At 55.2% G+C, this 11,851-nt stretch carries 13 protein-coding genes and 1 pseudogene; 3 read left to right on the top strand and 11 right to left on the bottom strand.

Going from position 1 to position 11,851, the window contains the following annotated elements; translation table 11 throughout:
* Positions 1-90 precede the first annotated feature (90 nt).
* The 9 genes and pseudogenes from AC1DFB_RS19775 to AC1DFB_RS19735 all read right to left on the bottom strand — a co-directional run bounded on the left by AC1DFB_RS19775 (position 91) and on the right by AC1DFB_RS19735 (position 7,466).
* Positions 91-639 carry a hypothetical protein gene (locus tag AC1DFB_RS19775; protein WP_480922833.1) on the bottom strand — a complete coding sequence of 183 codons (549 nt, stop codon included), beginning with the start codon at positions 637-639 and terminating at the stop codon, positions 91-93.
* 245 nt (positions 640-884) lie between these two features.
* The gene (locus AC1DFB_RS19770) at positions 885-1,208 is read right to left on the bottom strand and encodes a DUF2218 domain-containing protein (RefSeq protein ID WP_480922841.1); all 324 of its coding nucleotides are present in this window, start codon (positions 1,206-1,208) and stop codon (positions 885-887) included.
* A pseudogene (locus tag AC1DFB_RS19765) lies at positions 1,194-1,942 on the bottom strand (aldolase/citrate lyase family protein); the annotation flags it as partial. The pseudogene AC1DFB_RS19765 and the gene AC1DFB_RS19770, both read right to left, overlap by 15 nt.
* Positions 1,943-1,954: 12 nt before the next feature.
* Positions 1,955-2,755: a 2-oxo-hept-4-ene-1,7-dioate hydratase gene (gene hpaH, locus AC1DFB_RS19760; RefSeq protein WP_480922832.1), complete on the bottom strand. Its 801-nt coding sequence runs from the start codon at positions 2,753-2,755 to the stop codon at positions 1,955-1,957.
* Positions 2,752-3,606, bottom strand: coding sequence for a fumarylacetoacetate hydrolase family protein (locus AC1DFB_RS19755; RefSeq protein WP_170393996.1), 855 nt, complete (start codon positions 3,604-3,606; stop codon positions 2,752-2,754). Before AC1DFB_RS19755 ends, hpaH begins: the two co-directional genes overlap by 4 nt.
* A 63-nt stretch (positions 3,607-3,669) precedes the next feature.
* Positions 3,670-4,653 carry a 3,4-dihydroxyphenylacetate 2,3-dioxygenase gene (gene hpaD, locus AC1DFB_RS19750; protein ID WP_480568199.1) on the bottom strand — a complete coding sequence of 328 codons (984 nt, stop codon included), beginning with the start codon at positions 4,651-4,653 and terminating at the stop codon, positions 3,670-3,672.
* Positions 4,654-4,665: 12 nt separating this feature from the next.
* Complete coding sequence (hpaD, locus tag AC1DFB_RS19745) at positions 4,666-5,517, bottom strand: 3,4-dihydroxyphenylacetate 2,3-dioxygenase (RefSeq protein ID WP_480922831.1); 852 nt, start codon at positions 5,515-5,517, stop codon at positions 4,666-4,668.
* Between the two features lie 51 nt (positions 5,518-5,568).
* Complete coding sequence (gene hpaE / locus AC1DFB_RS19740) at positions 5,569-7,080, bottom strand: 5-carboxymethyl-2-hydroxymuconate semialdehyde dehydrogenase (RefSeq protein ID WP_480922830.1); 1,512 nt, start codon at positions 7,078-7,080, stop codon at positions 5,569-5,571.
* Positions 7,081-7,082: 2 nt separating this feature from the next.
* Positions 7,083-7,466: a 5-carboxymethyl-2-hydroxymuconate Delta-isomerase gene (locus tag AC1DFB_RS19735; protein ID WP_170511801.1), complete on the bottom strand. Its 384-nt coding sequence runs from the start codon at positions 7,464-7,466 to the stop codon at positions 7,083-7,085.
* Between the two features lie 180 nt (positions 7,467-7,646).
* On the opposite strand from AC1DFB_RS19735, the gene AC1DFB_RS19730 reads away from it, so the two are divergent.
* Positions 7,647-8,012: a MarR family transcriptional regulator gene (locus AC1DFB_RS19730; RefSeq protein ID WP_480922829.1), complete on the top strand. Its 366-nt coding sequence runs from the start codon at positions 7,647-7,649 to the stop codon at positions 8,010-8,012.
* 34 nt (positions 8,013-8,046) lie between these two features.
* On the opposite strand, the gene AC1DFB_RS19725 is transcribed toward AC1DFB_RS19730, so the two are convergent.
* Together AC1DFB_RS19725 and AC1DFB_RS19720 are read right to left on the bottom strand one after the other, a co-directional pair.
* On the bottom strand, positions 8,047-9,399 hold the full coding sequence (locus tag AC1DFB_RS19725) for an aminotransferase class III-fold pyridoxal phosphate-dependent enzyme (protein ID WP_480922828.1): 1,353 nt from the start codon (positions 9,397-9,399) through the stop codon (positions 8,047-8,049).
* A 32-nt stretch (positions 9,400-9,431) separates the two neighbouring features.
* A complete protein-coding gene (locus AC1DFB_RS19720) occupies positions 9,432-10,211 on the bottom strand; it encodes an IclR family transcriptional regulator (protein ID WP_170511797.1) in 780 nt (259 codons plus the stop codon).
* Between the two features lie 109 nt (positions 10,212-10,320).
* Between AC1DFB_RS19720 and AC1DFB_RS19715 the strand changes: the two genes are divergently transcribed.
* A complete protein-coding gene (locus tag AC1DFB_RS19715; RefSeq protein ID WP_170394012.1) occupies positions 10,321-11,250 on the top strand; it encodes a tripartite tricarboxylate transporter substrate binding protein in 930 nt (309 codons plus the stop codon).
* A gap of 62 nt (positions 11,251-11,312) precedes the next feature.
* On the top strand, positions 11,313-11,849 hold the full coding sequence (locus AC1DFB_RS19710; protein ID WP_170394014.1) for a tripartite tricarboxylate transporter TctB family protein: 537 nt from the start codon (positions 11,313-11,315) through the stop codon (positions 11,847-11,849).
* The last annotated feature ends 2 nt before the right edge of the window (positions 11,850-11,851 follow it).

Here is an 11,851-nt window from a genome sequence, read left to right as displayed (position 1 = left end):
TCTTGACGCGCTCTGATCGAGTGTTCAGACGGCTCTGATATCCAGCCAGCGGATTGACCTCCAGAACACGGGCATCGAATGTGCGCCAGTTCAAAAAATGGAGCAGTGCGTGCGAAAAGTGCCACCAGCTGTTCCACCACTTCTCTTATCCAGACGCTCGATGATTTCAGCATATTCCCATGTTTTGACCTCTGAAATCGCGCGACCGAGCAAAGGGCGGAGACGACTTCGAAGCAGACTTAGTACGTCGATATGGGTCACATATTTGCGGCGCTCTAGAAGCTGGTCATATCGATCCAACAGTTCTTTGACAGTTGAGAGAGTCCGTCGCTTCTCTTCTCCGCGCTTTGCGTTTGGATCTTCCCCTGATGCAAACTTGCCCAAAACTGCGAGTGCCATCCCGCGTGCCCCTTTGACATTTGCAATCGAATTAGGAGAGGCGATCTTGAACCGCTTCGCATTGGCCGCGCGTCTCTGCCTTACCGGGCAATATAGCACTATGTAAGACATGCTTTGACTTCTGACGCGGAGTCCAAGCTCCGATACTTCAATGTCCCAAATGACGATCTCGAACCGCGCTTTTTCAGGCTCGATCGAGCGTAGAAAAGCATCAGTAAGCTTTCGTTTTTCAGTTGCCAATGTGTCCCCTCGGGCAGCCCCGACTGAAATACCCCTCAGAACCTCTTGAGACTCAGTAGCCGGTAATTTATTTTGTAAAACATAAAGTTAGAATACCGATTTATACTGGGCGAGCCCTGCCGATACGCAAGAGTACTGCCTTCGGGAGGCAGGGGTCGGAGGTTCGAATCCTCTCACTCCGACCAAAAACAAAGTTCCTGATGGGCCTCTTTGTTTTTCTGCGATATCCAGCTTAGCAAAAGTCGCTAGTCATCCCAGTTCAGTTCAAGCTCTTCGCGAAAGGCAAACCGTTTTAGGTGATCGGAAATCACCGTCTTCCAACTGTCTAGGTCACCGCGTTGATGCGCCGAGGCGCAAACTTCCAGCGCTACTGGCGTCGCCTTTAGTTCGACGACATTGCCACTGCCAAAAGAAACGGTTCCAGTATCTGCATCGAACTCGACCTGTCCCTTATGTGACCAATGTTTGCACAATTGCTGTAAGTACTTGCTGGCATTTTCTGTTGTCGCCGATCCGATAGCGTTTTGTCGCGGCAAAAGCGCGAGGCCGTTTTGCGCTTTGGCGCGCATGCTTTTTGCGAAAAGGGTGACGTCAATTTCAGTGGCCAGAAAGGTCACGCCGATCTCAAGACACCTACGCTGCATTGCAGGGTCCAGTGTTAGGATACCCGCGGCTTTACCTGCCGCGACGATGCGGGTCAGCGCGTCTTCAATGGCCTCCACAACATCTTGATGCCCGGCGTTGCCGATATGACCCATGTCGGCGGCCAGATCTGCAGGTCCGATAAAAACTCCGTCTACTCCATCAATTGTCAGAATGTCGTCCAGAGCGGCCATGCCCGCGTTGTTCTCTACCTGTACCAGCAGACAAATCTGCTCATCCGCCGTATCGAGGTAGTCCGGGATTTTGGCAAATTGCGAAGCCCGCGCAAGGGATGATCCCACACCTCGGACGCCGCGTGGGGGTATTGCACCGCTCGCACCAGTTCGCGCGCCTGATCAGCGCTTTCGACCATCGGCACCAGAATACTCTGAACACCCGCGTCGAGATATTGCTTGATCATCCATGTCTCACCAATCGGTAGACGTGCGACTGGCGCGCTGCCCGAACTTTCGATCACTCGCACCTGTTCAAGGGTCGAGCGCAGGTCGTTTGGTGCGTGTTCGCCATCGACCAACAACCAATCGAACCCTGCGGTCGCGGAAATTTCTGCTGCATATGCGTCGGCCATTCCGATCCAGCACCCGACCTGAGGCTTTCCAGCCTTCAATGCAGCCTTAAAGGTGTTTTTTGGTGAGGGCATGTCGCTGCTCCTTTAGGCAAAATTGATGTCGACGGATCCGAACGATCCGAAATCGGCGTGGATTTCCGCACCCGATGGGCATTCGATCGGGCGAATGAAGCTGCCGGACAGGATTACGTGGCCGGGTTCAATACTCTGGCCGTATTGCGCCATGCGACGGGCCAACCAGACCACACTTTCGACCGGATCATTCAATACGCCCGCACCCAGGCCGGTTTCCTCGATTTCACCGTTGCGGAAGGTTAGGGCCCCTACCCATCGCAGGTCAAACACATCCGCTGGGTGGCGTTCCGCCCCTAGTACAATGCCGGCATTTGCGGCGTTGTCGCTGATTGTGTCGAATACAGTGCGTGACTTTCCAGTCCCAGGGTCTGCCCGCTTTATACGAGTGTCGAGGATTTCGATGGACGGAGTAACATAGTCGGTCGCCCGCAAAACCTGATCGCGGCTCACATCGGCGCCACCAATGGCCTCCTTCATGACAAAGGCGATCTCGGCTTCGATACGGGGTTGGATGAAACGACCTGCGGGAACGGTCCCGCCATTTTCAAAGGCCATGTTGTCAAACAGGATACCACTATCAGGAATGTCGATATTCAAAGCATATTGCATCGCTTTCGAGGTCAGCCCGATCTTCCAGCCGATGACCTTGCGCCCTTCCGCCAGCTTGGCCCGATAGATGGCATTCTGCACTTCATAAGCGTCGTCCATCGCCATTTCGGGATACCGCAATGTCAGTAGACCGATCTGCTGTCGCGTCCTTTCCGCGTTCAGCAGATCGGCGGCAGCGCGCGCGTGGTCTTCCGGGGTCATATCTGCTCGTCCTCGATGGTGTTGCACAGGGTGCCTATCCCATCGACGGATACCTCAACCACATCGCCGGGAGCCAGGTATTTTGGCGGATCAAATCGTGCACCTGCACCAGTTGGGGTGCCGGTGACGATGATATCGCCCGGATGAAGGGTCATAAAGGTCGAGATGTATTCGATCTCGCGCCGGATTGGGAACATCATTCGGTTCAACGTATCGTCCTGACGCAATTCACCATTCACATGAGTCTGAATGCGGGCGTCATCCAACTGGGCAGCGCCAGTGAAAGGGACCAGCCAAGGGCCGATGGCACCCGAATTGTCCCAGTTCTTGCCTTGCGTGACGTTGAACTTGGCGTGCCGAACCCAATCGCGGATTGTCCCTTCGTTGCACAGGGTCAAGGCTGCGATATGGCCATAAGCATCGTCCTGCGAAATCCGGCGGCCTGCTTTGCCGATCACGATGGCCACTTCACCCTCGTAATCCAGCGTGTGATTTTCGGGCGGGCGGATCAGAGGGCGATTATGGCCGGTAAATCCACTGGCGAAGCGCGGAAACAGCGACATGTATTTCGGCTGTGCACTGCCATCTTTGTATTCCGCGTTGCGATCGGGGAAGTTCACACCAACGCACAGAATGCGACGAACGTCCGGCATCACCATCTCAAAGGTGAAATCCGTATGGGTTACCGGCTTTCCTTCGGCAGCCTCGGCCAATTGGCCAAACGCCCCAGCGGCGACAACCTCGTAGAGGCTTTTGAACTCTGCAAATTCGCTGTTTAGTGCGACCGCGCCTTCATCAGTGATCGCACCAAAAAATGTTTCACCGTTGGCAGTGTAGGTTGCAATGCGCATCAGGCCTCCTCGGCGTTATGGAACCCGCCCATACTAAGATGTTTTAGATCAAGCATACTTTGCTTACGGTGCGATGATGGGAGACGCAGATAGGTCTGGCTCGTTTACATCCACACCGACAAAGGATGTGCCGTGTTCAAACCAACTGCGCGGCGCCGGAGCGCCCCAGAGCGTCTGACGCTGCGGGTCCTTCAGGTCCCATTTGATCGGCTCCAGATCGGGGTCAACGGTCTGATAATCCGAGCAATAAATCTCAATCCGGTGTCCGTCGGGATCGAGTATATACAGGAAGAAAGCATTCGAAATACCATGTCGCCCCGGGCCGCGTTCGATGTTGTCCACATAGCCGGTGGTGGCCATTAGATCGAGCAGATCGATGATGTTCAGCGGTGTTGGCACCCAGAAGGCCACGTGGTGCATACGTGGGCCTTTGCCATTGGTGAAGGCCATATCATGCACCCCACCCTTGCGGTGCATCCACGCGGCCCACAGTTTCTTGCTGTCTTCGTCTTCCGTATACTCGGTCACGCGGAACCCGAAATCACTATAAAATGCGACACTGTCATCGACATTGGTCGAGAAGCAGTTGAAGTGATCGATCCGCAGCGGTTTCACACCACGATAGAGTGCGTATTTCTGATGGATCGGCTCCAGGCGATCCATCTTGTGATAGAACTCCAGCGGTATGCCCATATTGTCCGAGGTTAACAGAGTCCGGCCCTGATAGGGGCGATCAACCCATGAGGTCGGTCGGCCTTTGGATATAAAATACGCCTCGGCCCGATCTAAATCATCCTCGTCGAATGTTTTGAAGCCCATGACCTCGACAGTCGCCGGCTGATCGGATTTCTGCAGGATCACACAATGATGTCCACGTTCCTCCATAGCGCGCAGGTAGACATGTGTGTCGCTTTCGTCCGAGACCTGCAAACCCAGAATATCCGAGTAGAATTTGCGCGAAGCAACAAGATCGCTGACGTTCAGGCAAACATGGCTCAGCCGGATCGTGTTGAAGTCGGGGTACAGGTTGGGGGCTGGAACGGGCATTGAAACCTCCTGTTAAACGGGGAAGATGGCGTTGGTCTGACCAGTGCCGGAGCTTGGGAAATACTCGGTCACAACCTCGCATTTTTTGTCATAGGCGTCCCAACCCAACGCTCCGTAGAGCATCGACGTGTCATGCATCGAGCCTTCGCCGCAGCAGAAATAGGCATAGTCGCCCAGCATTTTCAGGAACGTGGCGTGGTCGCCGTTCTTCCACATCTCAAGCACATGCAAGTCCATCTGACGGTTGAATTCCGAGCTGATGGTGAAAGTGCCGTTATTGGCGGCATAATCCTTGTTCGCCCAGATCTTGTGCGACAACGAGCCTGACGCGACCAACAGCACCTTTTCATTGCTGGCCTCAACCGCTTCACGGATGGCCTCACCAATGACCCTGCTTTCGTCATGGCTATGCACCGTGGCCCAGGCCGCGACTGAGACGACTTTCATATCATGCTCGCGGCTCATGAAGCGCATCGGGACCAGCGTACCGTATTCCAGTTCGAGACTGTCCAAGTGATGCGCTAAAGTGTAGACGCCTTTGTCCGACGCGATCTTTGCGATGGCATCACCCATTTCAGGATTGCCCTCATAGGAATAGGGCAGGTCCTGAATGAATTGCGGGAACTCGTTCGACGTGAACAGGCCTTCGAACTTCTCATTGGCGTTGATGTGGAACCCGGCATTGATCACCCAATGGGTGTCACAGATGATCACCGTGGTCGCCCCCAGTGCTTTGGCGCGGCGCGCGATCTCGCGGTGGCCATCAATGGCGGGCTGACGTTTGCCTTTAACCGGGCCTTCCTGCTCAGACATGAGCAGAGTCGGTACATGGGTCATTTTGGCGGCAAGAACGATTTCTCCCATGGTCTCCTCCTGGAGTTAAGGTTTTTCGCGCGATTGTCGTTTGAGGGGCCGCTATAGCTTACCCAACTGCATGATTTTGTGCTGGCCTGTGGCAAAGCCGACATGCTTTTGTTCCATGTAGAACTCAAAGCTCCAGTCGCCGCCGTCGCGCCCGATGCCGGATGCTTTGACCCCGCCAAACGGTGTGGGCAGATGGCGCACGTTTTCCGAGTTCACCCAGATCATTCCGGCCTCAAGCTTGTCCGTGAAACGTAACGCGCGGGTCAGATCGTTGGTCCAGACATAGCCGGTCAGACCATATTGCGTGTCATTTGCGATCTGCAGCGCCTCCTCCTCAGTCGAGAACGGGATCACGGTCAGGACAGGGCCAAAGATTTCCTCGCGTGCGATGCGCATTTGATTGTTAGCGTTAGTAAACAGGGTGGGCCGTACAAAGTACCCCTCTTCGCCCACCTTGACGCCACCGGCCGCGACGGTCGCGCCGTCTTCTTTGGCGATGTCGAAATATGAGGTGACCTTGTTGTAATGCTCTTCCGTTACAAGCGGGCCAATCTCGGTTGCAGGGTCCAACGGGTGCCCGACCTTGATATTGTTCACGCGCTCGATCAGCTTGGCTTCGAACTCTTCCTTGATCGTATCCTGTACCAGCAGCCGCGAAGAAGACGTGCAGCGTTCGCCGTTGATCGAATAGATCATGAAGATCACCGCATCCAGCGCGCGATCCAAGTCGGCGTCGTCAAAGACGATGACCGGGTTCTTACCGCCCAACTCCAGATGCATCCGTTTAAGCGTATCTGCGCCTTGCTTGGTAATGATGCTGCCCGTACGGCTTTCACCGACAAAGGCAATGGCTTTGATCAATGGATGTTCGGTCAGCCGTTTACCGGCGTCTGGACCGAAACCGTTGACAGTGTTTAGCACACCCTTGGGCAGACCGGCTTCTTCCGCGATTTCGACCAATAGCCGCGCAGACAGCGGTGAATCTTCAGCTGGTTTGTGGACGACCGTACAGCCAGCGGCCAGTGCCGGAGCGATCTTCCATGTCGAAAGCATGAACGGGGTGTTCCACGGCGTGATGACACCAACGGGCCCGATTGGGACGCGGGTGGTTATGTTCATCAGTGTCGGTGATTTCAGGTGTTGACCATCCCGCGCCTGAACCACCTGATCGGCAAAATAGCGAAAATTCTCAGCCCCTCGCAAAGCGGCTTTGGACATAAAGCGCAGGGTCTGACCGGTATCCCAGCATTCGCACAGCGCGATCTCTTCGGCTCTTGCCGCAATGCCATCTGCAACTTTAAGCAATATCCGGCGGCGCTCAGTAGCGGGCATGTCGCGCCAGTCTGCAAAGGCATTATGCGCGGCCTGTGCCGCCGTATCGATATCTTCCGCCGTGCCATGGGCAACGTCGCAGATCACCGATTTATCCACCGGAGAGATCGACTGGAACACCCCTGCTGACCCATCTTGATCTTCTCCTGCGATCCGGTTCTTTATCCCAGTCCTCTTGAAACGGGCAAGGAAACCATCAAGCCGTTCAATATTCTTGTGCAGGTCACTCATGGTCAGGCCTCCAGATGGTCGCGGATCGTACCGGTTTTGGGGGAGAGGTCGGGATCGATGTCGCGCATCTCAAGCGACAGCGCGATGGAATGCTGGCTCATGGCGGATTCCAGATAGGTTCGTGCCGCCTCGAAGATGCGCTGCGTTGCGTCCTTCTTGACGGCCTGCGAACGACCGGCCCGCAGCCGGATCGAGATATCGATGAACCCATGCTTTGGATTTCCGTCTGCGATGGCATAGTGATCAACACGGATCGCTCGGACGCGAATGCCTGCTAGCGGAAAGGTGTCAATCTCAGCGGCCGTTGCACGGATGCAATCGCACAGACCGCCCATGTCGATCCTGTCTTCCAGATTCCCGGAATATTCGACGTGAAAATGCGGCATGATTCCTCCGTTATTAATTAACATGTTTAGCATTATGAGATTATGTCGTCAAGAAGTTGCGTTGTTAATCTTTGCATTTCCTAGGGCAGCACACTAGAAGGCGGCATGAACACTCAAAGCCATACCAAGAGCACCTCAAGGTCGCTTCCCATTGCATTATTGCGCGCCCGCGAAACGATCATGGCCCCCATCAGGGACATGCTGCAGGATATACAGATATCCGAGCAAAAATGGCGCGTCCTGCGCGTGCTGGATGAACTTGGCGAGGTCGAACAAAGCGCCATCGCCAAAGAAGCCTGTCTGTTGCTGCCCAGTCTGACCCGCATTTTGCGCAGTATGGAAGCCGATGGGCAGGTCACACGTCGTCAGGACAGCCAGGATAAAAGGCGGACGATGGTGATGATTACAGATGCGGGTCGGCAGATTTTGAAAGACAACCTTCAAGCGTCATTGGCCATTTCAAATAGTATTGAGGCGCAGATGGGGCGAGAGAAGCTTGATGAGCTACTGGACCTACTTGAAGAGCTGCAGGCTGTTAAGGTTTGACCCCGCCAGTTGGCAAGCGGGGTCTGCGCGACGACTACAAACTCGACAATCCTGTATCCAGCGCTGACAGGATCTTGGCAACATCGTCGGATGTGACAATCAGAGGTGGGGAAATGATGATGTTGTTGCCAGATACGCGCACCATCACACCATCCTCATAAGCTGCCTTTTGCACCTGTATTGGCAGTTGTTTGGCAATCGGTGCTTTGGTTGCGCGGTCCGAGACCAGTTCCAGCGCGCACATAAGGCCCTCGCCCCCTCGGACGTCACCGATCACCTCGTGCTTTTCAGCCAGTTTCTTCAAGCCCTCGAACAGCTCATCCCCGCGTGCTGCAGCGTTTTCCCAAATCCGCAGACGATTGATTTCTGAAAGAGCCGCCAGTGCCGCCGCCGCGCCGACGGGGTGACCGGAATAGGTGTATCCCTGATCAACGGATGCCAACCCGGTTGTGTCATTTTCAAATACCTCGGCAACTGCCCCCGAGATCATCGCGGCGCCAAACGGGAAATAACCATTGGTGATCGCCTTGGCCGTCGTCATGATGTCAGGCTGGACGCCCCAATGTCTCGCTCCGCTTTCACTACCGGTTCGACCAAACGCCGTGATGATTTCGTCTGAGATCAGCAGAATACCGTTCTTCGAACAAACCTCACGCACCATGGGCATAAAGCTTTTGTGCGGCGGAATTACGCCGCCTGCGCCCAAAATCGGCTCCATGATGAAGGCGGCAACCGTGTTGGCCCCCTGGAACGCAATCTCGGCTTCAAGCGCTTTGACGCAAAGCTGAGCCAGGCGTTCAGGGTCGGTTTCGTCAAACGGATTGCGATAGGTCCAAGGTGCGGGCACATGAAAGCAGCCGGGCATCATGGGTTCATACACGGCGCGGAACTTCTGATTGCCGTTAACCGAAGCGGCAGCGAAATGGGTGCCGTGGTATCCCTGCTTGAGACTAATGAACTTGGTGCGACCGGCCTCACCCCGAACTTTGTGGAACTGACGCGCAAGCTTTAGTGCGATTTCCACAGAATCCGATCCGCCCGAGGTGAAAAAGGCGCGTGTCAGCCCATCAGGAGCAAAGAACTGTGCCAACTCGTAAGACAGCTCGATCGCCTTGTCGTTGCTCGTACCCCGGAAGGTCGAATAATACGGCAGCGCATTTAGTTGATCAGTGATCGCCTGTTTCACCGGATCGCAGGAATAGCCCAGATTGACGTTCCAAAGGCCACCCACGGCGTCGATGGCCTTGTGCCCGTCCACATCGATGATGCTAACCCCTTCCCCACCGGTCAGAATGGTCGGAGGGTTGTTCCGGCTGTCGGCCGGGTGCGCCATCGGATGCCAGAAATGGCGGGCGTTGTTCTCCTTAAGAAAGTTGGAGTCTTTCATGTTGCGGTTCTCCGGGGGTTGTCCACTTTCGCTTATGGGTGGAACTCGGTTGGAAAGGCCTCGGGCATTTGGCCGCCGAAATTTGCGGTCAGATCGCGCGAGAGGGATTGAAGGGATTTCAAGATCAAGGGCAGGCGCTCATGAGTGGCTCTAATCTCGGGCACGGCGATCGAAATGGTTCCAAGGGCGATTTGATCGATGCCAAAGATTGGCGTTGCAAAACCAAAAACACCTTCTTCGTAGCTGCCGTTGCTGTTGGCCCAGCCAGCCCGCTGGATCAGAGCAACTTTTTCCTTGATCAGATCCGGGTCTGTCAGGGTGGATTCGGTGAAACGTACCTGCGCTTCCTGATCCAGACGATCCAGCAGGAAAGGTGGGCCAAAGCTGAGCATACATAGACCCGCCGCAGTCGCGTTGACCGGGATGATCTCGCTTGGATCAAGGCTGACGCGAACGCTGTGCTTGGTCGTCTCAACCACGATGGCGGTTTGCAGGCTGCCCTGTTCCAGCAGCGTTAGGTGCAGGCTTTCGCCAACCTCCTGCATGGCCAAGTGCATTTTCTGGCGCGCGCCTTCAAGGCCGGGTTTGGCAATCTCGCGCAGTGCCGCAAGCCGCAGCGCAGCCGGTCCGATGGTATAGGTTTTGGACTGCGGGTTTTGTTCGATCAACCCGAATTCTTCAAGCGCTCGTAGGTGACGCAGGGCTGTCGCCTTGTTCAATCCTGACAGGCGCGCGGCCTGACTCAGGCCGATTTCGGCCATCGTGTTTGAGAATAAGTCCAGCATTTTTAGCGCATTAAGTGCGGCACCCATGTGTTTTGCCTCCTTCCCCTGAGGTTATCCTTGACAGAATGAACTTAACAAAGCAAGATTATTATTGTTAACACGGTTCAAATAATGAACCATACACTGGGAGGTGTAAATGAAAAAGTTTATTGCGGCAGCCGTGATGGCCGCCTCTGCAACGGCCGCTTTGGCAGAATACCCCGAAAAGCCGGTATCCTTTGTGGTTCCTTGGCCTCCGGGTGATCTTGAAGATGTCCTGACCAGAATGATCGCAGATGAATTTCAGGCGATGTACGGGGTACCGGCAGCTGTTGTGAACAAGCCCGGCGGCGGTGGCGGTCCTTTCCCCGGCGCAGTTGAAGTCGCCACAGCACCGGCGGATGGCTATACGATCGGGTCGTTTGTGATTGGTGTTCCAGTCATCGGGCCCGAGATTGGTATTCCTGAATTGAACCCGAACCCGTTTGAACCGATCGGCATCTTCCTGACCTACCCGTTCGTAATCGCGTCGAGCAAAGACGCCCCGTTCCAAAGCTGGGATGAGTTGGTGGAACACGGCAAGTCAAACGACGTGGCACTCGGCCACTTTGGCTCGGTTCTGCCACCCACGCAGGTTACTTTTGCCGCCGCTGTCAGCAGCGGTTTCGACTTTGCCAGCGAAGCCGCGTTCGATGCGCTGGACTGCAACACCTTGGCGTCCGGTGACGTTGATGTCATCAACACCACGCTCCAGCTTATTCTGCCCTGTCTGGATGAAGTGAACGTGCTGGCCAGCATCGGCGGCGACCGGATCGCTCTGGTACCGGATACGCCGACAGTGGTTGAGCTTAACCCAGACCTGCCATTGGCACTGTGGAACGGATTGTTTGTTCACAAAGACACGCCGCCCGAGGCTCGCGAAAAAATCACCGCCGCAGCCCAAAAAGCACTGCAATCGGACAAGGCTAAAAAGCTTGCCGAAGAAACCGGTGCGCTGATCTATTGGCAGGATCCCGATGCTTCGAATGCCCAGATCGAGCAAGATAAAGCGTCATTCGCCAAAATAGAAGAGATTCTAGGCGAGTAACACCCCGGATCGAGGCGCGGGCAGTGATTTCCGCGCCTTCTTCATAGGGCTGGGAGGATGAAATGATCGCAAGAACGCTTCAGGACATGTTCAAACGGTATCGCCGTCCGGGTGATATTGTCTTTGCCGTATTGTTCCTGGCTTTCTCGGTGTTTCTGCTGTCTCAGCTTGGGGAGCAGACGCAGGTCGTCAAGCGGACCAAATGGTTTGCTCAACCCGGTCTGTGGCCCACCGTTGCCGTGTGGTGCATGGTCTTGTTCAGCTTTTTACATTGGCTCAGCTCTGCCTTATCCGATCGGATCGATGGTCGTTGGGCCGAGGTCGGGTTTTGGGTCCGGTCTCTGGAATATGTGGCTTATTTCCTGATTTATGTCCTACTGGTGCCACAGCTTGGCTATCTGCCGTCCACCATGTTGTTCGCGGTGTTTCTGACGCTGCGCTCAGGGTTTCGAGGCTCGGGCGCGATCGGCATCGCAGCCCTGTTCGGCTTCGTCGTCACCATCGTGTTCCGAGCGTTTCTGCAAGTCAAAATCCCGGCAGGGGCTGTCTATGAATACCTTCCCGACTCGATCCGCGCCTTTGCGCTGACATATTTGTAGGG

It is taken from the genome of Ruegeria sp. S84, assembly GCF_056583445.1.
The sequence above is the reverse complement of the archived record's forward strand: the minus strand, read 5'-3'. Positions and strand labels throughout refer to the sequence as shown.

Bases quoted from the DNA above. Each gene is read 5' to 3' on its own strand.
- AC1DFB_RS19770 (WP_480922841.1), bottom strand. From the start codon at position 1,208: ATGCGCGCCAAAGCGCAAAACGGCCTCGCGCTTTTGCCGCGACAAAAC.
- hpaH (WP_480922832.1), bottom strand. From the start codon at position 2,755: ATGACCCCGGAAGACCACGCGCGCGCTGCCGCCGATCTGCTGAACGCG.
- AC1DFB_RS19755 (WP_170393996.1), bottom strand. From the start codon at position 3,606: ATGCGCATTGCAACCTACACTGCCAACGGTGAAACATTTTTTGGTGCG.
- hpaD (WP_480568199.1), bottom strand. From the start codon at position 4,653: ATGCCCGTTCCAGCCCCCAACCTGTACCCCGACTTCAACACGATCCGG.
- hpaD (WP_480922831.1), bottom strand. From the start codon at position 5,517: ATGGGAGAAATCGTTCTTGCCGCCAAAATGACCCATGTACCGACTCTG.
- hpaE (WP_480922830.1), bottom strand. From the start codon at position 7,080: ATGAGTGACCTGCACAAGAATATTGAACGGCTTGATGGTTTCCTTGCC.
- AC1DFB_RS19735 (WP_170511801.1), bottom strand. From the start codon at position 7,466: ATGCCGCATTTTCACGTCGAATATTCCGGGAATCTGGAAGACAGGATC.
- AC1DFB_RS19730 (WP_480922829.1), top strand. From the start codon at position 7,647: ATGGCCCCCATCAGGGACATGCTGCAGGATATACAGATATCCGAGCAA.
- AC1DFB_RS19725 (WP_480922828.1), bottom strand. From the start codon at position 9,399: ATGAAAGACTCCAACTTTCTTAAGGAGAACAACGCCCGCCATTTCTGG.
- AC1DFB_RS19720 (WP_170511797.1), bottom strand. From the start codon at position 10,211: ATGGGTGCCGCACTTAATGCGCTAAAAATGCTGGACTTATTCTCAAAC.
- AC1DFB_RS19715 (WP_170394012.1), top strand. From the start codon at position 10,321: ATGAAAAAGTTTATTGCGGCAGCCGTGATGGCCGCCTCTGCAACGGCC.
- AC1DFB_RS19710 (WP_170394014.1), top strand. From the start codon at position 11,313: ATGATCGCAAGAACGCTTCAGGACATGTTCAAACGGTATCGCCGTCCG.